The sequence below is a fragment of the Streptomyces griseoloalbus genome (assembly GCA_014650015.1).
Taxonomy (GTDB): domain Bacteria; phylum Actinomycetota; class Actinomycetes; order Streptomycetales; family Streptomycetaceae; genus Streptomyces; species Streptomyces griseoloalbus.
Map to the genome: position 1 here is coordinate 338,613 of BMUD01000002.1, position 25,638 is coordinate 364,250.

28 protein-coding genes and 1 riboswitch are annotated in these 25,638 nt (G+C 72.6%); of the genes, 13 read left to right on the forward strand and 15 right to left on the reverse strand.

The window, feature by feature from the left end; translation table 11 throughout:
- Positions 1 to 159 precede the first annotated feature (159 nt).
- Positions 160 to 2,616, forward strand: coding sequence for a SpoIIE family protein phosphatase (locus tag IE178_RS04510; protein ID WP_184762215.1), 2,457 nt, complete (start codon positions 160 to 162; stop codon positions 2,614 to 2,616).
- An 11-nt stretch (positions 2,617 to 2,627) separates the two neighbouring features.
- Positions 2,628 to 3,857, forward strand: a complete 1,230-nt coding sequence (locus tag IE178_RS04515) for a PP2C family protein-serine/threonine phosphatase (RefSeq protein ID WP_193511366.1) — start codon at positions 2,628 to 2,630, stop codon at positions 3,855 to 3,857.
- Positions 3,858 to 3,880: 23 nt separating this feature from the next.
- On the opposite strand, the gene IE178_RS04520 is transcribed toward IE178_RS04515, so the two are convergent.
- Positions 3,881 to 4,336, reverse strand: coding sequence for an RpiB/LacA/LacB family sugar-phosphate isomerase (locus tag IE178_RS04520; protein WP_193511367.1), 456 nt, complete (start codon positions 4,334 to 4,336; stop codon positions 3,881 to 3,883).
- Positions 4,337 to 4,528: 192 nt separating this feature from the next.
- Between IE178_RS04520 and IE178_RS04525 the strand changes: the two genes are divergently transcribed.
- Positions 4,529 to 5,254, forward strand: a complete 726-nt coding sequence (locus IE178_RS04525; protein WP_193511468.1) for a lysophospholipid acyltransferase family protein — start codon at positions 4,529 to 4,531, stop codon at positions 5,252 to 5,254.
- Positions 5,255 to 5,324: 70 nt separating this feature from the next.
- On the opposite strand, the gene IE178_RS04530 is transcribed toward IE178_RS04525, so the two are convergent.
- From IE178_RS04530 to IE178_RS04565, 8 genes are all read right to left on the reverse strand, one after another.
- The gene (locus tag IE178_RS04530; RefSeq protein ID WP_193511368.1) at positions 5,325 to 6,926 is read right to left on the reverse strand and encodes an alpha/beta hydrolase; all 1,602 of its coding nucleotides are present in this window, start codon (positions 6,924 to 6,926) and stop codon (positions 5,325 to 5,327) included.
- Positions 6,927 to 7,045: 119 nt separating this feature from the next.
- Positions 7,046 to 7,825 carry an urease accessory protein UreD gene (locus IE178_RS04535; protein WP_193511369.1) on the reverse strand — a complete coding sequence of 260 codons (780 nt, stop codon included), beginning with the start codon at positions 7,823 to 7,825 and terminating at the stop codon, positions 7,046 to 7,048.
- Entirely contained in the window at positions 7,813 to 8,496 is a 684-nt protein-coding gene (gene ureG / locus IE178_RS04540; protein WP_184762220.1) for an urease accessory protein UreG, read from the reverse strand. Before ureG ends, IE178_RS04535 begins: the two co-directional genes overlap by 13 nt.
- A gap of 124 nt (positions 8,497 to 8,620) precedes the next feature.
- Positions 8,621 to 9,295, reverse strand: coding sequence for an urease accessory protein UreF (locus IE178_RS04545; RefSeq protein WP_193511370.1), 675 nt, complete (start codon positions 9,293 to 9,295; stop codon positions 8,621 to 8,623).
- The gene (locus tag IE178_RS04550; RefSeq protein WP_193511371.1) at positions 9,295 to 11,016 is read right to left on the reverse strand and encodes an urease subunit alpha; all 1,722 of its coding nucleotides are present in this window, start codon (positions 11,014 to 11,016) and stop codon (positions 9,295 to 9,297) included. Before IE178_RS04550 ends, IE178_RS04545 begins: the two co-directional genes overlap by 1 nt.
- Complete coding sequence (locus tag IE178_RS04555) at positions 11,009 to 11,320, reverse strand: urease subunit beta (protein ID WP_193511372.1); 312 nt, start codon at positions 11,318 to 11,320, stop codon at positions 11,009 to 11,011. The genes IE178_RS04550 and IE178_RS04555 overlap by 8 nt, the downstream gene beginning before the upstream one ends.
- A gap of 16 nt (positions 11,321 to 11,336) precedes the next feature.
- Positions 11,337 to 11,639, reverse strand: a complete 303-nt coding sequence (locus IE178_RS04560) for an urease subunit gamma (protein WP_184762224.1) — start codon at positions 11,637 to 11,639, stop codon at positions 11,337 to 11,339.
- 171 nt (positions 11,640 to 11,810) lie between these two features.
- Positions 11,811 to 12,440: a TetR/AcrR family transcriptional regulator gene (locus IE178_RS04565; RefSeq protein WP_193511373.1), complete on the reverse strand. Its 630-nt coding sequence runs from the start codon at positions 12,438 to 12,440 to the stop codon at positions 11,811 to 11,813.
- Between the two features lie 107 nt (positions 12,441 to 12,547).
- Here IE178_RS04565 and IE178_RS04570 point away from each other — a divergent pair, with 107 nt between their 5' ends.
- The gene (locus tag IE178_RS04570; RefSeq protein WP_184762226.1) at positions 12,548 to 13,549 is read left to right on the forward strand and encodes an ABC transporter permease; all 1,002 of its coding nucleotides are present in this window, start codon (positions 12,548 to 12,550) and stop codon (positions 13,547 to 13,549) included.
- A 116-nt stretch (positions 13,550 to 13,665) separates the two neighbouring features.
- Here the strand turns inward: IE178_RS04570 and IE178_RS04575 are convergent, their stop codons facing one another.
- A complete protein-coding gene (locus IE178_RS04575; RefSeq protein WP_193511374.1) occupies positions 13,666 to 13,962 on the reverse strand; it encodes a type II toxin-antitoxin system Phd/YefM family antitoxin in 297 nt (98 codons plus the stop codon).
- A 67-nt stretch (positions 13,963 to 14,029) separates the two neighbouring features.
- On the opposite strand from IE178_RS04575, the gene IE178_RS04580 reads away from it, so the two are divergent.
- The 3 genes from IE178_RS04580 (at position 14,030) to IE178_RS04590 (ending at position 15,983) form a co-directional block, all read left to right on the forward strand.
- Positions 14,030 to 14,665: an ATP-dependent Clp protease proteolytic subunit gene (locus IE178_RS04580; RefSeq protein ID WP_193511375.1), complete on the forward strand. Its 636-nt coding sequence runs from the start codon at positions 14,030 to 14,032 to the stop codon at positions 14,663 to 14,665.
- 7 nt (positions 14,666 to 14,672) lie between these two features.
- Positions 14,673 to 14,981 (forward strand): hypothetical protein, encoded by a 309-nt coding sequence (locus IE178_RS04585; RefSeq protein ID WP_193511376.1) that lies wholly within the window; start codon positions 14,673 to 14,675, stop codon positions 14,979 to 14,981.
- Positions 14,982 to 15,313: 332 nt separating this feature from the next.
- A riboswitch (cyclic di-AMP (ydaO/yuaA leader) is annotated at positions 15,314 to 15,505 on the forward strand.
- A 4-nt stretch (positions 15,506 to 15,509) separates the two neighbouring features.
- Positions 15,510 to 15,983 (forward strand): C40 family peptidase, encoded by a 474-nt coding sequence (locus IE178_RS04590; protein ID WP_184762230.1) that lies wholly within the window; start codon positions 15,510 to 15,512, stop codon positions 15,981 to 15,983.
- 52 nt (positions 15,984 to 16,035) lie between these two features.
- On the opposite strand, the gene IE178_RS04595 is transcribed toward IE178_RS04590, so the two are convergent.
- On the reverse strand, positions 16,036 to 16,497 hold the full coding sequence (locus IE178_RS04595) for an ATP-binding protein (protein WP_193511377.1): 462 nt from the start codon (positions 16,495 to 16,497) through the stop codon (positions 16,036 to 16,038).
- Positions 16,498 to 16,708: 211 nt separating this feature from the next.
- Here IE178_RS04595 and IE178_RS04600 point away from each other — a divergent pair, with 211 nt between their 5' ends.
- Entirely contained in the window at positions 16,709 to 17,569 is an 861-nt protein-coding gene (locus tag IE178_RS04600; RefSeq protein ID WP_193511378.1) for a helix-turn-helix domain-containing protein, read from the forward strand.
- A gap of 9 nt (positions 17,570 to 17,578) precedes the next feature.
- Complete coding sequence (locus IE178_RS04605; RefSeq protein ID WP_193511379.1) at positions 17,579 to 17,803, forward strand: DUF397 domain-containing protein; 225 nt, start codon at positions 17,579 to 17,581, stop codon at positions 17,801 to 17,803.
- A 94-nt stretch (positions 17,804 to 17,897) separates the two neighbouring features.
- Here the strand turns inward: IE178_RS04605 and IE178_RS04610 are convergent, their stop codons facing one another.
- Positions 17,898 to 19,025 carry an 8-amino-7-oxononanoate synthase gene (locus IE178_RS04610; RefSeq protein WP_193511380.1) on the reverse strand — a complete coding sequence of 376 codons (1,128 nt, stop codon included), beginning with the start codon at positions 19,023 to 19,025 and terminating at the stop codon, positions 17,898 to 17,900.
- 148 nt (positions 19,026 to 19,173) lie between these two features.
- Between IE178_RS04610 and bioB the strand changes: the two genes are divergently transcribed.
- The 4 genes from bioB to IE178_RS04630 all read left to right on the forward strand — a co-directional run bounded on the left by bioB (position 19,174) and on the right by IE178_RS04630 (position 23,143).
- Positions 19,174 to 20,385 carry a biotin synthase BioB gene (gene bioB, locus IE178_RS04615; RefSeq protein WP_193511381.1) on the forward strand — a complete coding sequence of 404 codons (1,212 nt, stop codon included), beginning with the start codon at positions 19,174 to 19,176 and terminating at the stop codon, positions 20,383 to 20,385.
- Entirely contained in the window at positions 20,378 to 21,655 is a 1,278-nt protein-coding gene (locus tag IE178_RS04620) for an adenosylmethionine--8-amino-7-oxononanoate transaminase (RefSeq protein ID WP_193511382.1), read from the forward strand. The genes bioB and IE178_RS04620 overlap by 8 nt, the downstream gene beginning before the upstream one ends.
- A 1-nt stretch (position 21,656) precedes the next feature.
- Positions 21,657 to 22,373 carry a dethiobiotin synthase gene (gene bioD, locus IE178_RS04625; RefSeq protein ID WP_193511383.1) on the forward strand — a complete coding sequence of 239 codons (717 nt, stop codon included), beginning with the start codon at positions 21,657 to 21,659 and terminating at the stop codon, positions 22,371 to 22,373.
- 68 nt (positions 22,374 to 22,441) lie between these two features.
- Complete coding sequence (locus IE178_RS04630; protein ID WP_193511384.1) at positions 22,442 to 23,143, forward strand: class I SAM-dependent methyltransferase; 702 nt, start codon at positions 22,442 to 22,444, stop codon at positions 23,141 to 23,143.
- Here IE178_RS04630 and IE178_RS04635 read toward each other — a convergent pair whose 3' ends face one another.
- From IE178_RS04635 to IE178_RS04645, 3 genes are all read right to left on the reverse strand, one after another.
- Positions 23,144 to 23,518 (reverse strand): fic family toxin-antitoxin system, toxin component, encoded by a 375-nt coding sequence (locus IE178_RS04635; protein ID WP_184762239.1) that lies wholly within the window; start codon positions 23,516 to 23,518, stop codon positions 23,144 to 23,146.
- Positions 23,519 to 23,522: 4 nt separating this feature from the next.
- Positions 23,523 to 23,798: a toxin-antitoxin system HicB family antitoxin gene (locus IE178_RS04640; protein WP_193511385.1), complete on the reverse strand. Its 276-nt coding sequence runs from the start codon at positions 23,796 to 23,798 to the stop codon at positions 23,523 to 23,525.
- A 327-nt stretch (positions 23,799 to 24,125) separates the two neighbouring features.
- On the reverse strand, positions 24,126 to 25,607 hold the full coding sequence (locus tag IE178_RS04645; protein ID WP_318279842.1) for a DHA2 family efflux MFS transporter permease subunit: 1,482 nt from the start codon (positions 25,605 to 25,607) through the stop codon (positions 24,126 to 24,128).
- Between the last annotated feature and the right edge of the window lie 31 nt (positions 25,608 to 25,638).

The window sequence follows — 25,638 nt, forward strand, 5'->3', positions numbered from 1 at the left end:
CGCGCCGCCGCCGCCCCGCCGAGTGCCCGGCGGGGCGGCGGTGCGGTGCCGCCCGGGTCGTTCACCGGTGGTGCGCGTCCGGGGAGCCCTGGGCACCTGCCAAGGGTGAGGATGGGGACAAGAGGGGGTAGACCACTCTCAGCGACAGAGAGGTCGGCCGTGGGCGGACACAAGGAGCACAACGTTGCCCGGCAGGGGTTCGATGTGGCCGACGCCGTTCCCCTGTTGCTCGATCCGCACGGCATGGTGGCGAGCTGGACCGTCCGGGCCGAGCGGCTGCTGGGCTACCGCGCGTCCGAGGTGGTGGGCCGCAAGTTCGCCGAGCTGCTGATGCCCGAGGACGCCGAGCGGGTGCCGGACCTGGTCGAGCGGTGCCGGTCGGACGGCGACTGGGCGGGGCTGATGACGGCCCGGCACCGGCAGGGGCGGCCGGTCCCCGTGATGGTGCGGATCACGCCGGCCGTGGAGCCGCAGGGCCGTTCGTCGCTGCTGGTGCTGCTGTCGGAGCTGGCCGGCTCCGCCGGCTGGGACATGAGCCGCAGCGTGCTGGAGCAGATGGTGGCCGGCACGTCGATCGGCATCGCCGTCGTGGACACGGATCTGCGCTACGTGTGGTCCAACGCGGCGCTGGAACAGTTCGGCGGCGGTCCGGCCCCGCGCCGCCTGGGCCTGCGGTTCGCGGACGTCCAGCCGGGTCTGAACGCCGAGGCCTTCGAGGCGCAGTTGCGGCACGTGCTGGACACGGGTGAACAGGTCGTCGGCTACGAGCACGTCGGCCGCGTACGCTCGGCGCCGCTGCGCGAGACCGCGCACATGCTGTCGTTCACCCGCCTCGACGACGAGCGGGGCCGTCCCATGGGCGTCTACTACACCGTCGTGGACGTCACCGAGCGGCACCGCGCGCGTGAGCGCCTGGCCCTGCTCGACCGGGCGGGCGAGCGCATCGGCCGCACCCTGGACATCATGATCACGGCGCAGGAGCTGGCGGACGTCGCGGTGCCGGGTCTCGCGGACTTCGTCATCGTGGACCTGCTGGAGACGGTGCTGCGGGGCGCCGAGCTCCCGCCCGGACCGCTCGCCGAGTCCGACCAGGTGTCGCTGCGCCGCGCGGGCCACCGGTCGCTGTACGAGGACCTGCCGCGGACCGTCGTGGAGACCGGGGCGGTCGTGGCCTACCTGGCGGGATCCCCACCGGTGCGCTGTCTGACCTCGGGCCGGTCCTGGCGTAAGGAGCAGCTCGACCCGCTCGCCCTGGAGTGGGCCGTGGGCGGCCCGGGCGAGCGGGAGTCCACCTTTTTGGAGCTGGGCCTGCAGAGCGTGATGATCGTCCCGATCCGGGCCCGGGGCATCACCCTGGGCGTCACCACGTTCTTCCGGCGCCGCCGCGAGAACCCCTTCGACGAGGACGACCTCAATCTGGCCGAGGACCTCGTCTCCCGCGCCGCCGTCTGCGTGGACAACGCCCGGCGGTACACCCGCGAGCGGGACGCCGCCCTCGTGCTGCAGCGCAATCTGCTGCCCCGCCGGCTGCCCGAGCAGGACGCCGTCGAGGTGTCCGCGTGCTACCGCCCGGCCGACGAGCTGACCGGTCTGGGCGGCGACTGGTACGACCTCATCCCGCTGTCCGGCGCCCGCGTCGCGCTGGTCGTCGGCGAGGTACCGGGCCACGGCATCGACGCCGCCGCGGCCATGGGGCAACTGCGGACCGCCGTACGGACGCTTGCCGCCATCGATCTGCCGCCCGAGGAGGTGCTCGCCCATCTGGACGACCTGGCGGCCCGCTCGGCGAGGGACGAGGGCGACGGGCAGGAGTCGGGGGACGCCCCGGACCAGTCCATCGGGGCCGGGTGCCTGTACGTCGTCTACGACCCGGTGGACGGGCAGTGCACGATGGCCGCCGCCGGCCATCCCGCGCCCGCCGTGGTGGCACCCGACGGCACGGTCACCTTCGTGGACCTTCCGCAGGGCCCGGCGCTCGGGGTGGGCGGACCGCCGTTCGAGGCGGTGGAGCTGTCCCTCGCCGAGGGCAGCACGCTCGCCCTGCACACGGACGGTCTGCTGGCCCACGAGGGGTCCGGGCCCGCCGAAACGGACCGGGAGCGGCTGCGGGCGGCGCTGGAGGGGTCCACGACCTCGCTCGAGCTGGGCTGCCGGGCCGTGGTCGACGCGCTGGTCCCGGCCCGGCCGTACGACGACGTGGCCCTGCTGATGGCCCGCACCAGGCGTCTCGATCCGGGGCAGGTCGCGGTCTGGGAACTGCCGGGGGATCCCTCCGTGGTGGCCGAGGCCCGCAAGACCACCACCCGGCAGCTGGCCCACTGGGGGCTGGACGAGCTGGTCTTCACCACGGAGCTGGTCGTCAGCGAACTGGTCACCAACGCCATCCGGCACGCCACCGGCCGCGTGCGGCTGCGGTTGATCCGTGAGCGCGCGCTGGTGTGCGAGGTGCTCGACGGCGGCGCCACCGCACCCCATCTGCGGCATCCCCGGGCGATGGACGAGGGCGGCCGCGGGCTGCTGCTGGTCTCGCAGCTGGCCCAGCGGTGGGGCACGCGGTTCGTTCCCGAGGGGAAGATCATCTGGGCGGAGCAGTCCCTGACCGCGCCGCCGGAGTGAGGTGGTGGCCCATGCCGGAGACGTCGATCGACTACGCGGCGGTGTACCGGGCCCTTCCCGGCATGGTGGCGCTGCTGACCCCCGATCTGGTGTTCGCGGACGTCAACGAGGCGTTCGTCCGCGGTTCCGGGCGCTCGCGCGAGGACCTGGTGGGCCGTTTCCTGTTCGACGTCTTCCCGGACAACCCGAAGGAGCCGGAGTCCGGGGGCGCGCACCATCTGCGCGCCTCGCTGCTGCGGGTGCTGTCCACCGGTGAGCGCGACACCATGGCCGTGCAGCGGTACGACGTCGAGAGCCCCGAGCGCCCCGGGGAGTGGGAGGAGCGCTACTGGAGCCCGGTGAACACGCCGGTGTTCGGCCCCGACGGGAAGGTGGCGCTGATCGTGCACCGGATCGAGGAGGCCACCGAGCTCCTCCGGGCCCGCAGCCGGACGGGCGAGGACCGGGGTGGGGTGCTGGAGGCCGAGCTCTACCAGCGCGCCCGTGAGCTGCAGGAGCTGAACAACCGGCTGCGCCAGGCGCACGCCCGGGAGCGCGAGGTGGCCCTGGCGCTGCAGGAGGCGATGCTGTCCGCCCGTCGGCAGGTCGGCCACCACCGGGCCGCCGTGCGCTACCGGCCCGCGGTGGGCGCGCTCAACGTCTGCGGCGACTGGTACGACCTGATCGACCTGGTGGGCGGGCACCGGATCGGCGTGTCCGTGGGCGACGTGGTCGGGCACGGTCTGGCGGCGGCCGGTGTCATGGGCCAGCTGCGCAGCGCGCTGAGTGCCGCCTCCCGGGTGGCGGACGGGCCCGCCCAGGCACTGAACGTCGTGGGCCGTTACGCCCATGTGGTGGAGGGTGCCGAGTCCGCGACCGCGGTGACGACCTTCATCGACTTCGACCGGCGGACCATCACCTACAGCAGTGCCGGCCATCCGCCGCCCGTGCTGCTCCATCACGACGGACGCGTGGAGTTCCTCGACCAGGCCACCGACCCGCCGCTCGACGCCCGCCCCGAGCCGACGCCGAGGCCCGAGGCGTCGACGACGTTCACCCCCGGGGCGACCCTGGTGCTCTACACCGACGGTCTGATCGAACGGCGCCGGGAGGACATCGACACCGGTCTGCTCCGGCTCGCCGAGTCCCTGCGCCGCCACCGGACGGAGGACCCCGAGACCCTCGCCGACATCGTGCTGCTGGAACTGCTGCCGCCCGGCGGCGCCACCGACGACACGGCGCTGGTCGTCGTACGGCTGTGACCGTCCGGCGGGGAACCCCTGCGTCAGGATTCGGTGCGCGCCCGGTCGAGCCGAGCCGTGCGGTCCACGTTGCGCCGGTCCTCCGGATCGTCGCTGGGCGCACCGGCGAACCAGGCGTCGAGGATCTCGTTCAGCAGCGGACCGGATGTCAGCCGCAGGCTGAGCGCGAGCACGTTGGCGTCGTTCCAGCGGCGCGCGCCGTCCGCCGTGTAGGCGTCCGTGCACAGGGCGGCGCGGACTCCGGGCACCTTGTTCGCGACGATCGAGGCGCCCGTGCCGGTCCAGCAGCACACGATCGCCTGGTCGGCCGACCCGTCCGCGACGTCACGGGCCGCCGCCTCCGAGCAGAACGCCCACCGCGGGTCGTCGCCGGGGCTCAGGGCGCCGTGCGCGCGCACCTCGTGGCCGCGCTCGCGCAGCTCGGCGAGGAGGGCGCGGGCCACGGGCTCGTCCATGTCGGAGGAGACGGAGATCCTCATGCCTGCGAGCCTACTCCCCGCGGTACGTGCGCTGACGGGTGATCAGTCGTCCGACACCCTACGTTCCCACCGCGTCGGACGTGGTGGTGTCGGGCCGCGCCGCCCGGTCCTAGACTGGCACCCCGCGACGTGCCGGATGGCCTGCTGGAACGCGGCGGCACCGCCCGTCCGCCGGAGTCGAGGAGCGTGCCCTTGTTCTACTACCTGCTCAAATACGTGCTGCTGGGCCCGCTGCTGCGACTGGTCTTCCGGCCTCGAATAGAGGGCCTCGAACACGTTCCGCCGTCCGGTGCCGCCATCGTCGCGGGGAACCATCTGTCGTTCTCCGACCACTTTCTGATGCCGGCCGTGCTGAAGCGGCGCATCACCTTCCTCGCCAAGGCGGAGTACTTCACCGGTCCCGGCCTCAAGGGCAGGCTGACGGCCTTCTTCTTCCACAGCGCCGGACAGATTCCGGTCGACCGGTCGGGCAAGGACGCCGGGCAGGCCGCCATCCGGGAGGGCCTGGGGGTGCTGAGCACGGGGGAACTGCTCGGCATCTACCCGGAGGGGACGCGCTCGCACGACGGCCGCCTCTACAAGGGCAAGGTCGGTGTCGCGGTGATGGCCCTCAAGGCGGGCGTCCCGGTGATTCCGTGCGCGATGATCGGCACCTTCGAGGCCCAGCCGCCCGGCAAGGTCATTCCCCGGATCCACCCCGTGGTGATCCGCTTCGGCACCCCGCTGGACTTCTCGCGGTACGCGGGCATGGAGAACGAGAAGGCCATCCTGCGCGCCGTCACCGACGAGATCATGTACTCCATCCTCAGCCTCTCCGAGCAGGAGTACGTCGACCAGTACGCGGCCGTCGCCAAGGCCGAGGAGGCCGACCGCAGGGCGCAGGACAGGCGCCGGTTCCCGAAGATGCCGCTGAGCTGATTCCCGGGGCCACCCGGACGGGGGGCGGCCGGAGAACTCCGGCCGCCCCCCGTGTCGTACGACGTCGGCGCTACGGCTTCGGCGTGGCGTGCGGTGCGCACGTCACGTCGGACCGGTCCACCTCGCCGGTGAGCAGGTAGGTGTCGACCCGGTCGTTGACGCAGGGGTTGACCAGGCCGGTGACGCCGTGGGATCCGGCGTCCCGCTCGGTGACGAGGCGGGAGCCCCTGAGCCGCTGGTGCAGTTCGACGGCGCCCCCGTACGGGGTGGCCGCGTCCCGCTCGGCCTGGACGATCAGCACCGGCGGCAGGCCCTTGCCGGACTTGACGTCCACCGGTGTCTGCTGCTTGACCGGCCAGGTGGCGCACGGCAGGTTCATCCAGGCGTTGGCCCAGGTCATGAACGGGTGGTCGCGGTGCAGCCGGGTGTTGTCGCGGTCCCACTTCCGCCAGCTGGTGGGCCACTTGGCGTCGGTGCACTCCACGGCCGTGTAGACGGCGTTGCCGTTCTCGGCGGCCGCGTTGCCCGCGGTGTCGGAGAGGTCGGGGGCGGCGGCGTCGACGAGCGCCTGGGTGTCGCCGGCGACGTACTGGCTGAAGACGGTCGCGACCGGGATCCACGCGGAGTCGTAGTACGGGGCGCTCTGGAAGAAGCCGATGAGCTCGGCCGGTCCGACGACCCCGCCGATCGGGTCCTTCGCGGCGGTGGCGCGCAGCTTCAGCCACTGGGCCTGGACGGCGTCCCGGGTGGTGCCGAGGTGGAAGGTGGCGTCGTTCCCGGCGACCCAGTCCTGCCAGTCCTTCCAGCGGCCCTCGAAGGCGACGTCCTGGTCCAGGTTGGCCTGGTACCAGATCTTCTCGCGGGAGGGGTTGACGACGCTGTCGACGACCATGCGGCGGACGTGGCCCGGGAAGAGGGTGGCGTAGACGGCGCCGAGGTAGGTGCCGTAGGAGACGCCGAGGAAGTTGAGCTTCTTCTCGCCGAGGGCGGCGCGGATGACGTCGAGGTCGCGCGCGGTGTTCGGCGTGGTCATGTGGGGCAGCATCTCGCCGCTGCGCTCGTAGCAGCCCTCGGCGTACTCGCGGGCGAGCCCCCGCTGGGCGAGCTTGTCGGCCTCGGAGCGGGGCACCGGGTCCATCTTGGGCGCCTTGACGAACTCCTGCGGGTCGGCGCAGGACAGGGGCGCGGACTTGCCCACGCCGCGCGGGTCGAAGCCCACGAAGTCGTACGCCTTGGCCGTGTCGGCCCAGACCGGGTTCTTGCCGGTGACCCGGGCCGGGAAGCGCAGGCCGGAGCCGCCGGGACCGCCCGGGTTGTACAGGAGCGCGCCCTGACGCTCGTCGGCGGTGCCGGTGTTGCCGATGCGGTCGACGGCGAGCTTGATCTGCTTGCCGTACGGCTTGGCGTAGTCCAGCGGCACCGAGACCCAGCCGCACTGGATGGGCTTCGCCAGGTTCCAGTCGGCGGGGCAGTCCTGCCAGTCGATGCCGGTCCCGGCGGCCCGGGCTGCGGCGACGGCGACCCCCCTGGCCTGGCGGTCCTTGCCGTGGTGCGGGTCCGCCGTCGCGTTCGCCGCGGGCGCCGCGACGGCGCCGGCTATGAGCGTCGCCGTGACGAGCACTCCCGCCGAACCGAGCGCCACCGTCCGCTTCTTCGGTCTGCTGTCCCTCAAGTGGGGCCTCCCCCTGCATCGTTGCGATGAGTACGGGGGATCCTCGCCGCTGTGATGTCCCTGAGAACAGGGGTGGTGGCCCTTCTTTGCCAATCCGATAACCGGATAAAGGGGTTCCATCAATCGGACGCGGGGGTGAAGGAGGCCGGCGCCTCGTCGAGGAGGCGCCGCAACCTCAGCGCGTCGGACGCCACGGCGGTCACCAGCACGGCGGGGCCGGCGAGCGGCAGGACGGCGGCCCCCTGTGCCGGCACTCCAGCACCGACCGGTTTCTCCTCGAACTCGGGGCGCACTACGACGAGTTGCCCGACGGCCCGGTGCCCGGCCAGCACGGCCGGCCCGTCCCAGCCGCCCGGGGCTCCGGGGCCACAGGCCAGCTCCTGGTCGAGGACGGCGCGCCCCGCGATCCGCACGGTCAGACGGGAGGTGAGCCGTCCCGGTTGCTCCCCGGACCGCCCCAGCACCTGCTCCTCACGCAGCACGAGCCGGGCGCCGGGTGCGAGGTCGACCCGGGTGGAGACGCGCAGGTCACTCCCGCTGACGGAGATCAACTGTTCCGGCAGCCAGTGCAGTTCGCCGCCGGCGGCGACGGTGAGCCGTACGTCGTAGCGCGCCCCGTCCCGGTGCCGCCCCGGCAGGGCGAGGGTGGCGGCGGCCGATCCGACCCGGAGCCGGGCACCCGGTTCCACGTCCGCCCGCACCGTGAGGTGGTCCCCGCCGAGCGGGCCGCTCATGGCGCCGACCAGCATGACGTGGGCCTCGGTGCCGCTCCCCCGCGTTCGCCGCAGCGCCAGTGGCCCGTCGCTCTCCAGCACGGGCAGACAGGTCCCGCCCCGGCCGTCGGCGCGGGCACGGATGCGGGCGACGGCCCGTACGCCGGCGGTGGTCACGCCGTCCACGCGGCGAGCCGCTCCCGCACCCAGTCGGCGACGTCCTTCACCCCGGCCCCGTCGCGCAGCGACTGGAACACCACGGGGAGGTGGGCCCGTTGGGCCCGGGCGTCGGCGGCCATGCGGGCGAGGTCGGAGCCGACGTAGGGGGCGAGGTCGGTCTTGTTGACGACCAGCAGGTCGGCGGTGGTCACCCCGGGGCCGCCCTTGCGCGGGATGTCGTCCCCGCCGGCCACGTCGATGACGAAGATCTGCGCGTCGACGAGCCCTTTGGAGAAGGTGGCGGTCAGGTTGTCCCCGCCGGACTCGACGAGGACCAGGTCCAGCGGGCCGGCCTCGTCCTCCAGGTCCTCCACGGCTTCGAGGTTGGCGGAGATGTCGTCCCGGATCGCGGTGTGCGGGCACGCCCCGGTCTCGACGGCGGTGATCCGCTCGGGCGGCAGCACGGCCTCGCGGAGCAGGAACTCGGCGTCCTCCCGGGTGTAGATGTCGTTGGTGACGACGGCGAGGGACACCTCGTCCCGCAGGGCCCTGCAGAGGGCGGCGACGGTCGCGGTCTTCCCGGACCCGACGGGACCGCCGAGCCCGATCCGCAGGGCCCGCCGCGAGCCGTCGGGCCGACGGACGTCGGCACCGACGGCGGCGGGCCCGTCGTGGGAGAGGGTGTGGTCGAGATGCATGGGACGACTCCAGGTAATCAGCCCGTCCGGCGCTCGACGACCAGGCCGTCAGGCCGGCACGGGGGTCCGGGGGCAGACCCCCGGGGCGGGGAATGGGAACGGGCGGCGGGGGCGGCACACCCGCCTACGACGCGAACAGCCGCACCGACCACCCCGCATGCGCCTCAGCGGAGATCTCCAGCGACGGCGCGGACGCCGCGGGCAGGGCGTCGACCCCCTCGTCGACGACCCTCCGCGCCGCCTCCACCGCCTGCTCCACCACCCTGTCCAGCTCAGGCGCCAGCCGCGCCAGCACCGCCGTCGCGTCGAAGGGATCGAGACTCAGCAACCGCACCGTCGCCGTCGCCGGACCGCTCACGCTCTCGTACGCCGCGCAGTGCGCCGCGTCGGCGGGCCCCAGCCCGGCGGCCCGCGCGGTGAGTCCGAGGACCACCGGCTGGTGCGCTCCCCTGGGGAACCGCCGGGCGAGGTCGTCGAGTTCCTCCGAGGGCCAGGTCGCGCGAGCCGCCCGCATCAGCTGCCGGCCCAGCTTGCGCGCGGCCGTGCGCAGCGCGGGCGAGGGGGTGCGGGCGTCGGCGGCCGCGTCCAGGGCCGCCGGGTCGGTGCCCAGTACGGCGGACGCGGCGAGCGCCGCCGACACCAGTCCCGTCGTGTGCAGCCGCCCCCGGCAGAAGTCCTCCAGGCTCGCGGCGCCGGTGACCCGCCCGGCCCCGACGGCCGCCTCGGCCCCGCCGGAGTGCGCGTGCCCTCCGGCGGGGAACCGGCCGTCGGCCAGCAGGAGAAGCGCTCCCCTGGACATCAGAAGAGGAAGTACCGCTGGGCCAGCGGCAGTTCGGTGGCCGGAGTCGCCTCGACCGGCTCCCCGTCGATGTGCACGGCGAAGCTGTCGGGATCGACGCGCACGGCCGGACGGGCGTCGTTCTCACGCATGTCCGCCTTGGTCACCCCGCGCGTGGAGTCGATGGTCACGAACCGCTTGCCCAGCCCCAGCCGGTCCGGCAGGCCGGCCGCGATCGCCGGTTCCGCCACGAAGGTGACCGAGTTGGCGGCGGGCGCCCGCCCGATCGCCCCGTACATCGGACGCGGGAGGACCGGTTGCGGGGTCGGGATGGAGGCGTTGGCGTCGCCCATCTGCGCGTAGGCGATCTGCCCGCCCTTGATGACGAGTTGGGGCTTGACCCCGAAGAACGCCGGGTCCCACAGCACGAGATCGGCCAGTTTGCCGCTCTCCACGGAGCCGATCTCGCGGGCCATGCCCTGGGCGAGCGCCGGATTGATCGTGTACTTGGCGACATAGCGACGTACCCGGTGGTTGTCGGCGCGTCCGTCCCCCGGGAGGGCGCCGCGGCGGCGCTTCATCACATGGGCCGTCTGCCAGGTCCTCATGATCACCTCGCCGACCCGTCCCATGGCCTGGGAGTCGGAGGAGATGATCGAGATGGCGCCCAGGTCGTGCAGCACGTCCTCGGCCCCGATGGTGGTCGGCCGGATCCGGGACTCGGCGAAGGCCAGGTCCTCCGGCACGGCCGGGTTCAGGTGGTGACAGACCATCAGCATGTCGAGGTGCTCCTCGACGGTGTTGACAGTGAACGGCCGGGTCGGGTTGGTGGAGCTGGGCAGGACGTGCGGCTCACCGACCACGGTCATGATGTCGGGGGCGTGCCCGCCGCCGGCGCCCTCGGTGTGGTACGCGTGGATGCCGCGCCCGGCGATCGCGGCGAGCGTGTCGCCCACGAACCCGGCCTCGTTGAGGGTGTCGGTGTGGATGGCGACCTGGATGCCGGTCCGCTCGGCCACGGTCAGCGCGGCGTCGATGACGGCCGGGGTGGATCCCCAGTCCTCGTGCAGTTTCAGCCCGACCGCGCCGCCCCTGATCTGCGAGAGCATCGCCTCCTGGGAGACGGTGTTGCCCTTGCCGAGCAGTCCGATGTTGAGCGGGTACGCCTCCATCGCCTCCAGCATCCGCGCCAGATGCCAGGGCCCGGGGGTGACGGTGGTGGCCTTGGAGCCCTCGGCGGGTCCGGTGCCGCCGCCGACCAGGGTGGTGATGCCGGAGGCGAGCGCCTCGTCGGCGATCTGCGGGCAGATGAAGTGGACGTGGGCGTCGATGGCTCCGGCGGTCAGGATCCGCCCGTTGCCGGCGATGATCTCGGTCTCGGGGCCGATGACCAGGTCCGGGTGGACGCCGTCCATGGTGTCGGGGTTGCCGGCCTTGCCGATGCCGGTGATCCTGCCGTCCCGGATGCCGACGTCGGCCTTGACCACGCCCCAGTGGTCGACGATCACAGCCCCCGTGACGACCGTGTCCGGGGTGCCGTCGGCGCGGGTGGCGAGGGCCTGGCCCATGGACTCGCGGATGACCTTGCCGCCGCCGAACACGGCCTCGTCACCGGCGCGTCCGGGACCGCCGGAGCGGTCCTCCTCGATCTCGATCAGCAGGTCGGTGTCGGCGAGCCGGACGCGGTCGCCGGTCGTCGGCCCGAACAGGTCGGCATAGGCGGCGCGGGAGATCTCAGGCATCGAGCGCACCCCCGGTCTCCCCACGCAGGCCCGGCACGACACGGGCCCCGGCGACCCGGACGAGCCCGACCTCGACGGGGATCCCGGGCTCGAAGCGCACGGCGGTGCCGGCGGCGACGTTCAGCCGCTTGCCGCGGGCGGCCTCGCGGTCGAACTCCAGGCCGGGGTTGGCCTCGGCGAAGTGGTAGTGGGAGCCGACCTGGACGGGCCGGTCGGCGGTGTTGAGGACGGTCAGCCGGGTGACCTCGTGGCCCTCGTTGTAGGCAATCGGGTCGTCGGCGAACAGGATCTCTCCGGGAATCACGGCGGCCGCCTTCCGGTCAGACGATCGGGTCGTGGACGGTGACGAGCTTCGTGCCGTCCGGGAAGGTCGCCTCCACCTGGACGTCGTGGATCATCTCGGGGACGCCTTCCATGACGTCCTCGCGGGTGAGCAATCGGCGCCCCGACGCCATGAGTTCGGCGACGGTACGGCCGTCCCGGGCGCCCTCGAGGATGTGCGAGGTGATCAGGGCGACCGCCTCGGGGTGGTTCAGCCTCAGCCCGCGGGCACGGCGCTTGTCCGCCACGTCGGCCGCCACATGGATCAACAGCCTCTCCTGTTCGTGCGGGGTCAGTCGCACAGCGTCCCACCTCACCGTTCTCGCTCCGGACCGTGCGGGATCCGGTTGCCGGGGCCACGGGGTGACGTCCCTGATGGCGTGGGTGGGCAGGCTAGTGGGGCGGCGTTTCGGGGACGTTAACCGTGGCGGGCGGAAAGCGGTGGACTTCCTCTTCGGGCCCGGCCGCGCGGTTCAGGCGTCCTGTTCGGCCAGGGGCACCGTCATCAGCGCCCGCAGTCCGCCGCCCACCGTTTCCTCGGAGATCCCGCCGAAGAGGGCGATCTGGGCCGCGAAACCCTGTACGACCGCGATCATCGTCCGTGCCAAGGCGTCCGCGTCGGCGTCCGCGGGCATCAGGCCGGCCTCCTTGTAGCCCTCGACGATCCTCCCCCAGCCCGCACGGACCTCCTGGTACCCCTCGCGCAGCACGGCCGCCAGCTCCGGGTTGCGGGTGGTCTCGGTCCACACCTGGACCATCAGCCGCGGGAACATCCATGCACCGTCGTCCAGGGTCGCCGGCCGCAGCTCCCGCATCCGGGTCAGGGTGCGCGGGATGAGCACGTCCGGGGTGGGCGGCGGGCTCTCCAGCGCGGCCCGCTCGTAGATCCCGCGCACCGTGTCGAGAACTTCCGTGACGATCGCGGCGATCAGCTCGTCCTTCCCGCTGAAGTACCGGTAGACGGCACCCGCGGAGAGGTTCACCTCCTTGAGCACGTCCTGCATCGAGGTGGCGTGGAAGCCGTTGCGGGCGAAGCAGAGCGCGGCACCGTCGAGGATCTGGCGGCGGCGGGCGTCGAGGTGTTCCTGGGATACGCGAGCCATGGGCCGAAACTTAAAACGAACGTTCCTTCTTGACAAGGCCGGACCGGAGCGGGACGGTGGGTGTGGACGTAAAACGAACGATCCTTCTTTTTACCGCGGGAGCCCTCATGTCCTCCTCGTCCCTGTCGCCGCGCCGCCGCATCGCCGCCGTGACGGTGCTGGTCCCCGCCCTGGTGGCGCTGGCACTCTGGGCCTTCGCCTGGCCCGCGGCCCGTACGGCACCCCGCGACCTGCCGCTCGGCGTGGCCGGCCCCGCCGCCGCGACCGCACCGGTGGAGCAGCGGCTCGAGCGCCAGGAGGGCGCCTTCGCGCTCCACCACTACGCCGACGAGGCCGCCGCCCGCGATGCCGTCGAGAAGCGCGAGGTCTACGGCGCGATCGCCGTCACCGGGCAGGGCGTGAGGCTGCTCACCGCGTCCGCCGCGAGCCCGGTCGTGACCGAGCTGCTCCAGCAGGCGGTGGCGCACCGGACGGCCGCCTCCGGCACCCCGGTCACGACCGTGGACGTCGTACCGGCCGCCGCACGGGATCCGCGCGGCGCGGTCCTGAACACGAGCGTGCTGCCGCTGGCCCTGGCCGGGATCGGGGCCGGCGTGGCGGTGACGCTGCTGGGGCTGCGCGGTACCCGCGCGGTTGCCGCGCTGGTCGGCTCCGCCGCCCTGGTGGGCGTGGTGGCCGCGGCGCTGACGCACAGCTGGCTGGAGGCCGTGCCGGGGAACTGGTGGGCGGTGGCCGGTACGTTCGCCCTGGCCGCGCTGGCCATGGGCGCGGCGGTCGCCGGACTCGCGGGCCTGCTCGGGCAGGCCGGTATCGCGCTCGGCACTCTCGTGATCATGCTGCTGGGCAACCCGTTCTCGGGGGCGTCCTCGGCACCGGAGATGCTGCCCGAGCCGGCCGGGGCGATCGGCCAGTGGCTCCCGCCGGGCGCGGGCGTGTCACTGCTGCGCTCGGTGTCCTTCTTCGACGGCGCGGCAGCCGCGGGCCCCGTCCTGACGCTGACCTGGTGGGCGGCGCTGGGCCTGGGCGCCGTGCTCCTCGCCGGCGCGCTGAAGGAGCGCACGAGGGACGCGGAACCCACCTCCGAACGGGGCCTGGCCCCCGTCGGCTGACCGCTCCCGCACAAGGGCCGTTCTCCGGCCGCACGGAAGTTCTCCGGCCGCACAGAAACAGAAACGACCGCGCGCCCCGCCCCGGCGGACGGGGTGCACGGACCTGTCGGCGGCGCCTACGAGGTGGCCGTCCCCCGGTGCTCCGCGGCGATGCCGAAGCGCTGCTGTTCGCGGGAAGCGGACGCCACCTCGCGCACACCGGCCACCGTGCTGATCACCTGCTCCCGCGCGGCCTCCCGGGGCTCCGCGGACTCCTGGAGTTCTTCGAGTCGCCGCAGGTCATCGGCGGACACAAGGGCGACGAGGGGCTTCCCGTGGCGGGTCACGACGACGCGCTCACCGCCGTACACCACGCGGTTGATCAGGTCGGCGAGCTCAGCCCTGGCTTGAGTCACCGGAATCTCGTAGGCCATGAGCCCATCATAACGTCACGTACGTCCTGTACATTTTTTACAGAGACAACCAGACAGGAGGGCCCCCATGACCCGACCGTCCGCCCGCCACGTCCTGCCCGAGTTCACCGAACGCACGGCATCCGGGCTCCGGACGATGGATCCGTACTCGAAACTGCTCGAGGAGCGGATCGTCATCCTCGGGACCCGGATCGACGAGACCTCCGCCAACGATGTGATGGCCCAGTTCATGTACCTGGAGCACCACTCCCCCGACCGGGACATCTCGCTCTACGTCAACTCCCCCGGCGGCTCCTTCCACGCCATGTCGGCGATCTACGACACGCTGCGCTACGTCACGTGCGACGTGGAGACGATCTGCCTGGGCCGGGCGGAGGGCGCCGCCGCGCTGCTGCTCGCCGCCGGCACTCCCGGCAAGCGGTTCCTCCTGCCCGGCTCGCGTCTGGTGCTGCGTCAGCCCGCCCTCCTGGAGCCGGTCGAGGGACAGACCAGCGATCTGGCGATCCAGGCCGAGGAGTTGACCCGTATCCGGTCCCGGATGGAGGAGATGCTCGTCCGGCACACGGGCCGCACCACGGAGCAGGTCCGGGCGGACATCGAGCGGGACAAGGTCCTCGACGCCCAGGCCGCGGTGGACTACGGCCTGGCGGACCGGATCGTGCCCCACCACAGGAGCGCGGACCCCGCCTCCGGCGTGAAGTGAGCCGCGGATGCTGCCACCCGAACTGCCCCCGCTGCCCGCGCTGACCCGTGCGGAGGCCGAGTTGATCGACCGTTACCTCGAGGTCGTCGACCTGCTCGGCAGGGTCAATCCCGCCCTCGGCGGTGACACCTACCGTGGGCTGCGCGCGGCGCAGGCCCTGGTCGGCAAGGCCGTCGCACTGCGCGACGCGCTCACCCTGATGCACCGGCGCGGCGAGAGCGACATGCACTCCGTCACCCTGGCCCGGGCCCTGCGGGTGCTGGACGGCGAACGGCGCACGGCCCGGGTCACGCTGCCGCCGGCCCCGGGCAGTTGACGCCCGCCACGCTCCCGACGACGGGGTGCGCCCGGGCCGGAGTTGAAACGGACCAAACGGCGTACCCCCATCCGGCGTAGACGAACCAGCTGTTTTCGAGCCGTCCAAGTTGCGCAACGCGCCTACCCGAAGGCGGAATCGGGCAGGCCATCGCTGGTCCGTGGCTCCCCGCACCCTGGACGGCGACCCGAACGGGGAGGTGTCCACCCGAACGGGTGATTGGTGAGTAACAACACAAACCCCACGTTCCGTTGGGATTTCGATCCCTTCATGGGCCAAGATCCAGGACTGACGACAAGACCCCGCCGCCCCGGCGGGGCGATCCGGGTGGACGCCGAGTCCTGCCGCCGCCCGGATGACCGGTCGACAGGAGTGGATCGGCAGGAGTGGAGGACCCAGGCACGACGGGCCGCCGGAACGTCAGTTCCGAGCCGTCCTTGGGGTGAAGCCGCACTCGTGCGGCCGGGCAACTTCGCCAGCCCGAATCCGACAGGTCATCCTTCACAGGCGGCTGACGAAGGGTTGCGCATGACTGCGCTCAATCGTGTCCCGTCTCTCATGGCCCGGGCCGGCACGGCCTCGGCCCTCACCCTGGCCGCCGTGGGCGGCTCCATCGCGGTCCCCGGCGTCGCCTCGGAGGCGGCGGCCGCGAGCCCGGCCGGCAAGGCCCTGCGCATCGCCGCCGCCAAGAAGGGCTCGCCGTACCAGTGGGGTGCCGTCGGACCGCACAGGTTCGACTGCTCGGGCCTGACGCTGTACTCGTTCAAGAAGGCGGGCAAGAAGCTGCCTCGCACCGCCGCCGCGCAGTACAACAAGACGCGCCACATCTCCGCCGGCGACCGCCGGGCGGGAGACCTGGTGTTCTTCCATTCGGGCAGCTACGTCTACCACGTCGGTATCTACGCGGGTCAGGGCAAGATCTGGCACGCCCCGAAGACCGGGGACGTGGTGCGCCTGCAGAAGATCTGGACCCGCAGCGTCTGGTACGGCCGGGTGCGGTGACCCACGGGACGGCGGCGCCCCGCCGCGCCGCCGCGCCCGGTGGACACGGACCCTACGGCTCCTGACGTCCCGCCGCCGTGACCGCTTCGGCGGCCTGGACGGCCCACGGGAGCTCGACCGAGACGGTCTTGCCGCCCGCACGCGTGGGGCGGACGCGGAGCCTGCCGCCGCGTTCCACGGTCAGCCAGCGGATGATGACCAGCCCGCGGCCGTTGTCCTGCTGGACCGCGGCGGGCAGCCGCTTGGGCAACCGGGGGTGACTGTCCGTGACACCGATGTGCACCCGCTCGTCGCGGACGAGAGCGACGTCCACCGTGAACGTGGGTGACTGCCCTAACGTGTGCTGCACCGCGTTGGTGGCGAGCTCGGAGACGATCAGCCGGACGGTGTCGGACAGGTCCGCGTCCCCCGGCATCCCCCATTCCACCAGCGTGGCCACCACATGGGCGCGGGCGGCCGCGACCGAGGCGGGATCGCTCGGCAGAGTGATGGATGCTTCCAGATGGTCTGCCATGGCGACGTCGTCCCTTTCCCACGGGACCGCAGTCCGACACGGAGCGGTTGCTTCGAGTACGGTCCCGCACTGGTGCTTCGTCGCCAGACTGCCATTACCGCACGGCGTAGGGCGGCGATCCACCAGGATATGCATATATCTGTCGCTCAAAGCGGTGAACTCTGCGACGGGAGACCGTATGTGGGCGGCTCGGAAGGAGTAAGGAGAGCCCATGCAGCACGGTCCCGCGGTGCGCCGCCGGAAACTGGGCGCGGAGCTCCGCGCGCTGCGTACCTCGGCGGGACTCACCAGTGGTGAGGCGGCCCGGCTGGCCGGCTGGCACCAGTCGAAGGTGAGCCGCATCGAGACGGGCACGAGCGGGGTGAAACCGGCCGATGTGCGGTTACTGCTCGACGTCTACGGCGTCGGCGACCCGCAGCTGCGTGACTTGCTGATGGCGCTGTCGGGCACCGGCGACGGCGCCGGCCGACATCACTGGTGGCACGCCTACCGCGGTGTCCTTCCGCCGACCTACCGGGACTTCATCAGCCTGGAGTCGCAGGCGAGCGCGATGCGCACCCTGGAGACCACGGTGATCCCCGGGCTGCTGCAGACCCCGGAGTACGCGCGGGCGGTGACCGAGGCGGCCCTGGAGGGCGCGTCGGAGGAGCGGCTGGACGCCCTGGTGGAGGTGCGACTGGCCCGGCAGGACGTACTGCGGGCACAGCCGCCACTGGAGTTGAGGGCGGTCCTGGACGAGGCGGTGCTGCGCCGGGAGGTCGGCGGACCCGGTGTGATGACCCGGCAGCTGAACCGGCTGGTCGAGGCGGCCCGGCTCCCCCAAGTGCGGTTGCAGGTACTGCCGTTCTCCGCGGGGGCACACATCGGCGTCACCGGTCCTTTCGTAATCTTTTCATTTTCGCGCACTTCTGATCTGGACGTGGTAGTTCTCGACCACTTGACGAGTAGCCTCTATCTGGAGCGGAAAGAAGACCTCAGGGCCTACTCGGAGGCCTTCGACGCGCTTTCGATCCACGCCCTTTCGCCAGAGGACTCGTTGGATTTCATCGCCGGTACAGCAGCCGGCGCGTAAGGAGGCACGATGCCCGCACCGCCTCGGACCATCCCTTCCAGCCTCGCCCTGCACGGTGCGCGGTGGCTGCGCAGCAGCTACAGCACGGGGGCGAACAACTGCGTGGAGACGGCCCGGCCGGCCACCGGCGACCTGGCCGGACTGCTCGCCGTGCGCGACTCCAAGGACCCGGCCGGGCCCGCGCTGCTCTTCTCCCCCGGGAGCTGGGGGGAGTTCGTGACCGCGGTCCGCTGACCCGCCCTCACCTCCACCGACCCGACCCACCGGCCCGACCCCACCGACCCGACCCGACCCGTCATCGAGCGACGCACGGCCGTGCCCCACCGACTCAAGGCCGCGTCTCGCCGATCACCCGTACAGCGCGTTCGATCTCCGCCCCGGACAGGTCCGCGCGGGCGGTCAGTCTGAGCCGTGAGATGCCGTCGGGCACGGAAGGAGGACGGAAACAGCCCACGGACAGGCCGGCCGCCCGGCAGTCGGCCGCCCATCGCACGGCCCGCTCCGGGGAAGGGGCGCGCACGGAGACGACCGCGGCGTCCGGACGTACCGCTTCCAGACCCGCGGCCGTCAGCCGGGTGTGCAGTTCGCGCGCCACCGCGCCCGCCCGCGCCGCACGCCCGGGTTCGCGGCGCAGCAACCGGAGAGCCGCCAGGGCCGCGCCCGCCGCCGCGGGGGCGAGTCCGGTGTCGAAGATGAACGTCCGTGCCGCGTTGACCAGGTGCCCGATCACCCGGGCCGGGCCGAGCACCGCTCCGCCCTGGCCACCCAGCGACTTGGACAGCGTCACCGTCACGACGACGTCGTCGGCGCCCGCGAGGCCCGCCCGGTGCGGGGCCCCGCGTCCGCCGTCGCCGAGCACGCCCAGGCCGTGCGCGTCGTCGAGCAGCAGCCCCGCACCGTGCTCCCGGCACGCCTCGGCCAGCGCCGCGAGCGGAGCGGCGTCGCCGTCCACCGAGAAGACCGTGTCGGACACCGCGACGGCGGGTCCGTCGTGCGCGCCCAGCGCCTTGCGCACGGCGTCGGGATCGGCGTGCGCGGCGACCTGGGTCGTACCGCGGGCCAGCCGGCAGCCGTCGATCAGCGAGGCGTGGTTGCCCGCGTCGGAGACGATCAGCGAGCCGTGCGGGGCCAGTGCCGTGACGGCGGCGAGGTTGGCCGCGTAGCCGGAGGAGAAGACCAGGGCCGCCTCGAAGCCGCAGAAGCCGGCCAGCTCGCGTTCCAGCTCGGCGTGGAGTTCGGTGGTGCCGGTGACGAGCCGGGAGCCCGTCGAGCCGCCTCCCCAGGTCCGCGCGGCACGGGCCGCGCCCTCGGTGACCTCCGGATGCCGGGCCAGGCCCAGGTAGTCGTTGCTCGCCAGATCGAGGAGCGGTGTGTCGGCTGCCCGGGGGCGCAGGGTGCGCACGAGGCCGGCCCGGCGGCGCAGTTCCGCCTGCTCGTCGATCCAGCCGAACGCCATGACTCCTCCGGGGGATTTTGTAGGCAGTGCACAGACATTAGCGGGAGCCCGGGCGGACCACTGTGTGGCAATACCCACACCTCGAAGCGCCTCCGTTGTACGAACTCTCCTTGGCCCCGGCGGGTCGGGTAGGACAGGATCGGCTCTCATGGACCTGCTGAACACGCTGGTGGACAAGGGGCTTCGGCGCGAGACGCCGACCCGTGGGGAAGCGCTGGCCGTCCTCGCGACGTCCGACGACGACCTGCTCGATGTGGTGGCCGCGGCCGGGAAGGTGCGTCGGCACTGGTTCGGCCGACGGGTGAAACTCAACTATCTCGTCAACCTCAAGTCCGGTCTGTGCCCGGAGGACTGCTCCTACTGTTCCCAGCGGCTCGGTTCCAGGGCCGACATCCTGAAGTACACCTGGCTCAAGCCGGACCAGGCGTCGCAGGCGGCCGCCGCCGGGCTCGCGGGCGGTGCCAAGCGGGTGTGCCTGGTGGCCAGCGGACGGGGCCCGACCGACCGTGACGTGGACCGGGTCTCCGACACCATCAAGGCCATCAAGGAGCAGAACGAGGGAGTCGAGGTGTGCGCCTGTCTCGGACTGCTCTCCGAGGGCCAGGCGGAGCGGCTGCGCGAGGCGGGCGCGGACGCCTACAACCACAACCTCAACACGTCCGAGTCGACGTACGGGGACATCACGACCACGCACACGTACGCCGATCGGGTGGACACCGTGCAGAAGGCGCACGCGGCCGGGCTGTCCGCCTGCTCGGGTCTGATCGCGGGGATGGGCGAGAGCGACGAGGACCTGGTCGACGTGGTCTTCTCGCTGCGCGAGCTGGATCCGGACTCGGTGCCGGTCAACTTCCTGATCCCGTTCGAGGGCACGCCGCTCGCCAAGGAGTGGAACCTGACCCCCCAGCGGTGCCTCAGGATCCTGGCGATGGTGCGGTTCGTCTGCCCGGACGTCGAGGTGCGGATCGCCGGCGGCCGCGAGGTGCATCTGCGCACCATGCAGCCGCTCGCGCTGCACCTGGCCAACTCGGTCTTCCTCGGCGACTACCTCACCAGCGAGGGCCAGGCGGGCAAGGCGGATTTGGAGATGATCGCGGACGCCGGCTTCGAGGTGGAGGGCACCGACCGGGTGACGCTGCCCGAGCACCGGGTGGGCGGGGGATGCGGCGCGCACGAGGGCGGCACGGTGTGCGGCTCGCACGACGGCGGCGGGGTGTGCGGTTCCGCGTCTGCCGACACGGACGCGGAGGCGGGTGCCGGTGCGGTCGACGAGACCGTACGACAGGCCGACGGACCGCGTACCGACCTGGTCGCCGTGCGCCGCCGGGGGGCCGGAACGGATCTCGCCCCCAATGCCTGAGCTCTCCGTCGCCGAGCTGCTGAAGCTCGACCGGCGGCACGTCTGGCATCCCTACGGGCCCATGCCGGGCCGTCAGGAACCGCTCGTCGTGGAGTCGGCGAGCGGTGTGCGGCTCCGGCTCGCCGACGCCTCCGAACTGATCGACGGGATGTCGTCCTGGTGGTCGGCGATCCACGGCTACAACCATCCGGTGCTCAACGAGGCGGCCCGGGAGCAGCTCGCGCGGATGAGCCACGTGATGTTCGGCGGGCTCACGCACGAGCCCGCCGTCCGGCTGGCGAAGCTCCTCGTCGACATCTCGCCGGACGGTCTGGAGCATGTGTTCCTGGCCGACTCCGGGTCGGTGTCGGTCGAGGTCGCGGTGAAGATGTGCCTGCAGTACTGGCGTTCGCTGGGCCGGCCGGAGAAGCGGCGGCTGCTGACCTGGCGGGGTGGCTACCACGGCGACACCTGGCAGCCGATGTCGGTGTGCGACCCCGAAGGGGGCATGCACGAGCTGTGGTCCGGGGTGCTGCCACGTCAGGTGTTCGCCGATGCCCCGCCCGAGCGGTACGAGGAGTCGTACGCCGACCACCTGCGGGAGCTCATCGGGCGGCACGCCGGTGAGCTCGCCGCGGTGATCGTGGAGCCGGTGGTGCAGGGCGCGGGCGGGATGCGGTTCCACTCCCCCGCGTATCTGCGGGTGCTGCGCGAGGCGTGTGACGCGCACGGCGTACTGCTGGTGTTCGACGAGATCGCCACCGGTTTCGGGCGCACCGGCGCGTTGTTCGCGGCGGAGCACGCGGCGGTGACGCCGGATGTGATGTGTGTGGGCAAGGCGCTCACCGGCGGATATCTGACCATGGCGGCGACGCTGTGCACCGCGCGGGTGGCGAGAGGCATCTCGCGCGGTGAGGTGCCGGTACTGGCGCACGGTCCGACGTTCATGGGCAATCCGCTGGCCGCGGCCGTGGCCTGCGCCTCCATCGAGCTGCTGCTCGGGCAGGACTGGCCGGCGGAGGTCAAGCGGATCGAGGCGGGCTTGCGGGAAGGGCTGGCGCCGGCGGCGCGGCTGCCAGGGGTCCGGGACGTGCGGGTGCTGGGCGCCATCGGTGTCGTACAGCTCGATCACGCGGTGGACATGGGGGCGGCCACCGGGGCAGCGGCGCGTGAGGGCGTGTGGCTGCGGCCGTTCCGCGATCTCGTGTACACCATGCCGCCGTACGTCACGGAAGACGCCGACGTGGCGCGCATCGCTCGCGCGGTGTGCGCGGCGGCGAAGGAGGGATGACATGCCGGTGATGGTGATCACGGGCACGGGCACCGAGGTCGGCAAGACGGTGGTGACGGCCGCGGTCGCCGCGGCGGCGCTGGCGGCCGGCCGGTCGGTGGCCGTGCTCAAGGCGGCGCAGACGGGCGTACGGCCGGACGAGCCCGGGGACGCCGAGGAGGTCGCGCGGCTGGCCGGTGCGGTGACGACGGCCGAACTCGCCCGTTATCCGGACCCCTTGGCGCCGGCCACGGCGTCCCGTCGGGCCGGCCGGGCGCCCGTGCGTCCGCACCAGGTCGCGGAGCGGGCCGCCAAACTGGCCACCGAGCACGATCTGGTGCTGGTGGAGGGCGCGGGCGGGCTGCTGGTGCGCTTCGACGCGGCCGGCGGCACGCTGGCGGACGCGGCGGAGCTGCTGTCCGCGCCCGTGCTGGTGGTGGCGCAGGCGGGGCTCGGCACCCTGAACACCACGGAGCTGACGGTCCGCGAACTGCGCGGGCGGGGGCTCGACCCGGCGGGTGTGGTGATCGGCAGCTGGCCCGCCGAGCCCGACCTGGCGGCGCGGTGCAATCTGCTGGACCTGCCGGACGTGACCGGGGCCCCGCTGCTGGGCGCCGTGCCGGCCGGGGCGGGCTCCCTGGGCGCCGCGGACTTCCGGGCCTCGGCACCGCACTGGCTGGCGCCCCGGCTGGGCGGAACCTGGGACGCGGAGGCGTTCCGGGTGCGCGAGGCTCCCTGACGACAGCGGGGGTACGGGCGGCCCGTTCGGGGGAGAATCGCCGTAGTCCCGTCCTGGGGGAGGTCCCCATGCAGCTACGGTCCGACCGCTCCGCGAAGGTGGCGCGGGATCCCGTGCACCACCCGCTGTTCGCCCGCTACTACGCCCGGGTCAGCGTCGCCGCCGAGACCCGCGCGGGGATGGCGAAGGTGCGGCACAGACTGCTCGGCGGGCTGTCCGGGCGGGTGATCGAGATCGGCGCGGGCAACGGCCTGAACTTCGCGCACTACCCGGGCACCGTCTCCGAGATCGTCGCCATCGAACCGGAGCGGGCGCTGCGCACGCTGGCCGTGGAGGCCGCCCTGCGCGCCCAGGTGCCGGTGGACGTGGCGCCGGGTGTGGCGGAGGCGCTGCCGGTCAAGAGCGAGGCGTTCGACGCGGCGGTGCTCTCGCTGGTGCTGTGCAGTGTGCGGGACGCGCCGCGGGCGCTCGCGGAGCTCAGGCGGGTGCTGCGGCCGGGCGGCGAGGTGCGGTTCTTCGAGCACGGCCGGGGCGGCGGCAGGGTCATGAACCTCACCCAGCGGGCGCTGGACCGGACGGTGTGGCCGCCGCTGGCCGGTGGCTGCCATGTGGCGCGGGACCCGGTCGGCGCGCTCCGCGAGGCGGGGTTCGCACTCGGGCCCTATCGGCGGATGCTGATGCCGGAGAAGGGGCCGGCGCTGCCCACGTCGTACTGCGTCATCGGCACCGCGTGGCGACCGGTGAGCGACGCGGCGGGCGCCGGGAGCTGATCACTCGCTCCAGCGGCGCAGCTCGGCCGCGATGTCGTCGACGGTCGCCTCGCCGCTCTTGACCAGCCGGGCCAGATCGCGCACCCGCTCGGGCGAGGTGACGACCTTCAGACCGCTGGCGACGAGATAGGCGTACGCGACGGCGGAGGCGAACAGGGCGTTGGAGCGCTCCAGCGCGGGAACGTGGATCAGCAGTTGCAGGAGCGCGGCGGCGCGGGCGTGCGGAGTGTCGTAGACGGGGACGTCGAAGATCTCGGCCCGGTGGCGTGCGACGGCGGCGACGAGGGCGCCCCAGTCGGTGACCTGGGGGTCCCCCGGGGTCTGCTGCTCGGCGAGCATGAGCAGCCACGCGAGGTCGATGCGCAGGTTGTCCAACGGTTCAGCGGCCGCCTTCGTGTGTGCCCTCGCGGTCCTCGCCGACTCCCGGCCTCGCCCGGGCGGGGGCGCCTGCGTCGAACTCCCCGGCGAAGACGCTCTCGTACTGCTTCATGAAGTCGGCGGCGGCCTCGACGAACGCGCGGCCCGCCTCCCCGGTGTCCTGCCGGACCAGTTCCTCGATGTAGCGGTTGACGCTCATCCCGCGGGCCAGGGCGCGCTCGCGGGCCGCGCGGGCCGTGCCCTCGTCCACGCGCACGTTCAGCTGGGTCTTCGCCATACCTCGAAGCTAGCGCCGGGGTGCTAGCAACGGCAAGTGCGGCCGACCGGGCAAAGAGATGCCTCTCGCACCGTCCTCGGGGACAGGCCTGGGGTGGCGACCCGGTGCGGTGGAGACCGTTCGTATCCACGTGCTGTTCAGTGCCGTGCATCGCCCGTCCTTCCGGTGCGGGTGCCGCGCCCGATGACCGCGCCCGCGGGCCCGAGCGCTCCGGCCGCGGTGACGATCAGCGGCGCGGTGGGCCCGCGCCATGCCTAACCCGTTTCTCCGGCGGAGGACGCCGCCTGTGGCGGGACCGGCGGCGCCCCGCGGACCCGGCATCGGCGGTCAGCGCGCCCCGTGGGCGTCGGCTGCCGTCTGCTCGGGTACCGCTGCCGCCGGCTCCTCGCCCGAGTCCGTGGCGGTCGCGCCCCGGCCCTCGGCGCGCCCCGGCAGGAACACCGTGGCGATCAGCAGAACGACAAGCGTGCCGATGGTGAACCAGTAGACGCCGTGGATGCCGTCCAGAACGTTCTGCTCGCCCAGTGTCTTCATGATGACCGTGACGAGGGCGATACCGACGGCCGCGCCGAGTTGGTTCAGCATGTAGAGCACGGAGCTGCCCTGCGGCACCAGGGGCGGGGGCAGCGTCCGGTACAACGAGCCCATGGTCGGCGCGCCGACGAAGCCCATGCCCGCCCCCATGATCAGCGCGGCGACGGACGACCACACCTCGGAGGTGGTGGCGGAGACCTGGGTGAGCCACAGACCTCCCAGAACGGCGGCGACGGCACCCCCCTGTACCAGGCTCCGGCTGCCGATCCTGTCGCTGAGGCTTCCGGCCAGCGGCATGGCGAGGGCGGCGCCGAGACCGATGGGCGCCACCAGCAGGCCTGCCGCGAGTGTTCCGTGGCCGTGCGCCTGCTGGTAGTACAGGGGAAGGGCGAAGAGACCGGCGAACGTGGCCAGGCCGTTCAGCGTCATCACGGACACGCTCGCCGTGAAGCCGCCGCTTTTGAACAGGCGCAGGTCGATCAGCGGCGGGGTGCTCCGGACACGCCGGGCGTGAACGGCGTACGCGGCCGACATGGCCGCCCCGAGAACCAGCGGAGCGAGGACCAGCCGGTCGGCGAACGCGCCACGCTCCGCGCCTTGGGTCAGCGCGAGCACCAGCACGGCGAAGCCCGGTCCGAGCAGGGCGAGACCGATGACGTCGAGGCGGTTGTACGGGGGTTCCGAGCCGCGCGGCGGATCGGCGGGGACGATCTTCACCGCGAGCAGCGACGCGATGACGCCGATGGGCACGCTGAGCCAGAACATCCAGCGCCAGGAGAGACCTTCGAGAACGGCCCCGCCCGCGATCGGGCCGAGCACAGGGCCGAGCGAGAGAACGACGCCCATCAGCCCCATGACCCGGCCCGCCCTCGCGGGACCCGCGGCACGTGCCAGCAGTACCAGGACCAACGGGTCGAGAATGCCCGCCCCCAGCCCCTGGACGACCCGGAACGCGATCAGACTGCCCACGTTCCAGGCGAACGCGCAGGCCAGTGATCCGGCCAGGAAAAGCGTGAGGCCGCCGAGCCACATCCGCTTGCTGCCGAACCGGTCAACCGCCCACGAGGTGAAGGGAATGAGGGCCGTGACCGCCAGCAGAAAGCCGGTGGAGGCCCATCCGATGGCACCGAGGGAGGCGTCGAACTCCTCACTCAGGGGATCGAGGGCGACGGACACCATGGTGCTGTTGAGGATGCCCAGCATCCCGCCCAGCAGGACCACGGCGATCAGCCGGACGAGGGCGGGTTCCAGGCGGTCGGCTCGTAATCGCGTCACAACTCCTCCGATGTACATCAGCACCATTGGT

Bases quoted from the DNA above. Each gene is read 5' to 3' on its own strand.
- IE178_RS04515 (WP_193511366.1), top strand. From the start codon at position 2,628: ATGCCGGAGACGTCGATCGACTACGCGGCGGTGTACCGGGCCCTTCCC.
- IE178_RS04520 (WP_193511367.1), bottom strand. From the start codon at position 4,336: ATGAGGATCTCCGTCTCCTCCGACATGGACGAGCCCGTGGCCCGCGCC.
- ureG (WP_184762220.1), bottom strand. From the start codon at position 8,496: ATGCATCTCGACCACACCCTCTCCCACGACGGGCCCGCCGCCGTCGGT.
- IE178_RS04545 (WP_193511370.1), bottom strand. From the start codon at position 9,295: ATGTCCAGGGGAGCGCTTCTCCTGCTGGCCGACGGCCGGTTCCCCGCC.
- IE178_RS04550 (WP_193511371.1), bottom strand. From the start codon at position 11,016: ATGCCTGAGATCTCCCGCGCCGCCTATGCCGACCTGTTCGGGCCGACG.
- IE178_RS04565 (WP_193511373.1), bottom strand. From the start codon at position 12,440: ATGGCTCGCGTATCCCAGGAACACCTCGACGCCCGCCGCCGCCAGATC.
- IE178_RS04570 (WP_184762226.1), top strand. From the start codon at position 12,548: ATGTCCTCCTCGTCCCTGTCGCCGCGCCGCCGCATCGCCGCCGTGACG.
- IE178_RS04575 (WP_193511374.1), bottom strand. From the start codon at position 13,962: ATGGCCTACGAGATTCCGGTGACTCAAGCCAGGGCTGAGCTCGCCGAC.
- IE178_RS04580 (WP_193511375.1), top strand. From the start codon at position 14,030: ATGACCCGACCGTCCGCCCGCCACGTCCTGCCCGAGTTCACCGAACGC.
- IE178_RS04585 (WP_193511376.1), top strand. From the start codon at position 14,673: ATGCTGCCACCCGAACTGCCCCCGCTGCCCGCGCTGACCCGTGCGGAG.
- IE178_RS04590 (WP_184762230.1), top strand. From the start codon at position 15,510: ATGACTGCGCTCAATCGTGTCCCGTCTCTCATGGCCCGGGCCGGCACG.
- IE178_RS04595 (WP_193511377.1), bottom strand. From the start codon at position 16,497: ATGGCAGACCATCTGGAAGCATCCATCACTCTGCCGAGCGATCCCGCC.
- IE178_RS04600 (WP_193511378.1), top strand. From the start codon at position 16,709: ATGCAGCACGGTCCCGCGGTGCGCCGCCGGAAACTGGGCGCGGAGCTC.
- IE178_RS04605 (WP_193511379.1), top strand. From the start codon at position 17,579: ATGCCCGCACCGCCTCGGACCATCCCTTCCAGCCTCGCCCTGCACGGT.
- IE178_RS04610 (WP_193511380.1), bottom strand. From the start codon at position 19,025: ATGGCGTTCGGCTGGATCGACGAGCAGGCGGAACTGCGCCGCCGGGCC.
- bioB (WP_193511381.1), top strand. From the start codon at position 19,174: ATGGACCTGCTGAACACGCTGGTGGACAAGGGGCTTCGGCGCGAGACG.
- IE178_RS04620 (WP_193511382.1), top strand. From the start codon at position 20,378: ATGCCTGAGCTCTCCGTCGCCGAGCTGCTGAAGCTCGACCGGCGGCAC.
- bioD (WP_193511383.1), top strand. From the start codon at position 21,657: ATGCCGGTGATGGTGATCACGGGCACGGGCACCGAGGTCGGCAAGACG.
- IE178_RS04630 (WP_193511384.1), top strand. From the start codon at position 22,442: ATGCAGCTACGGTCCGACCGCTCCGCGAAGGTGGCGCGGGATCCCGTG.
- IE178_RS04640 (WP_193511385.1), bottom strand. From the start codon at position 23,798: ATGGCGAAGACCCAGCTGAACGTGCGCGTGGACGAGGGCACGGCCCGC.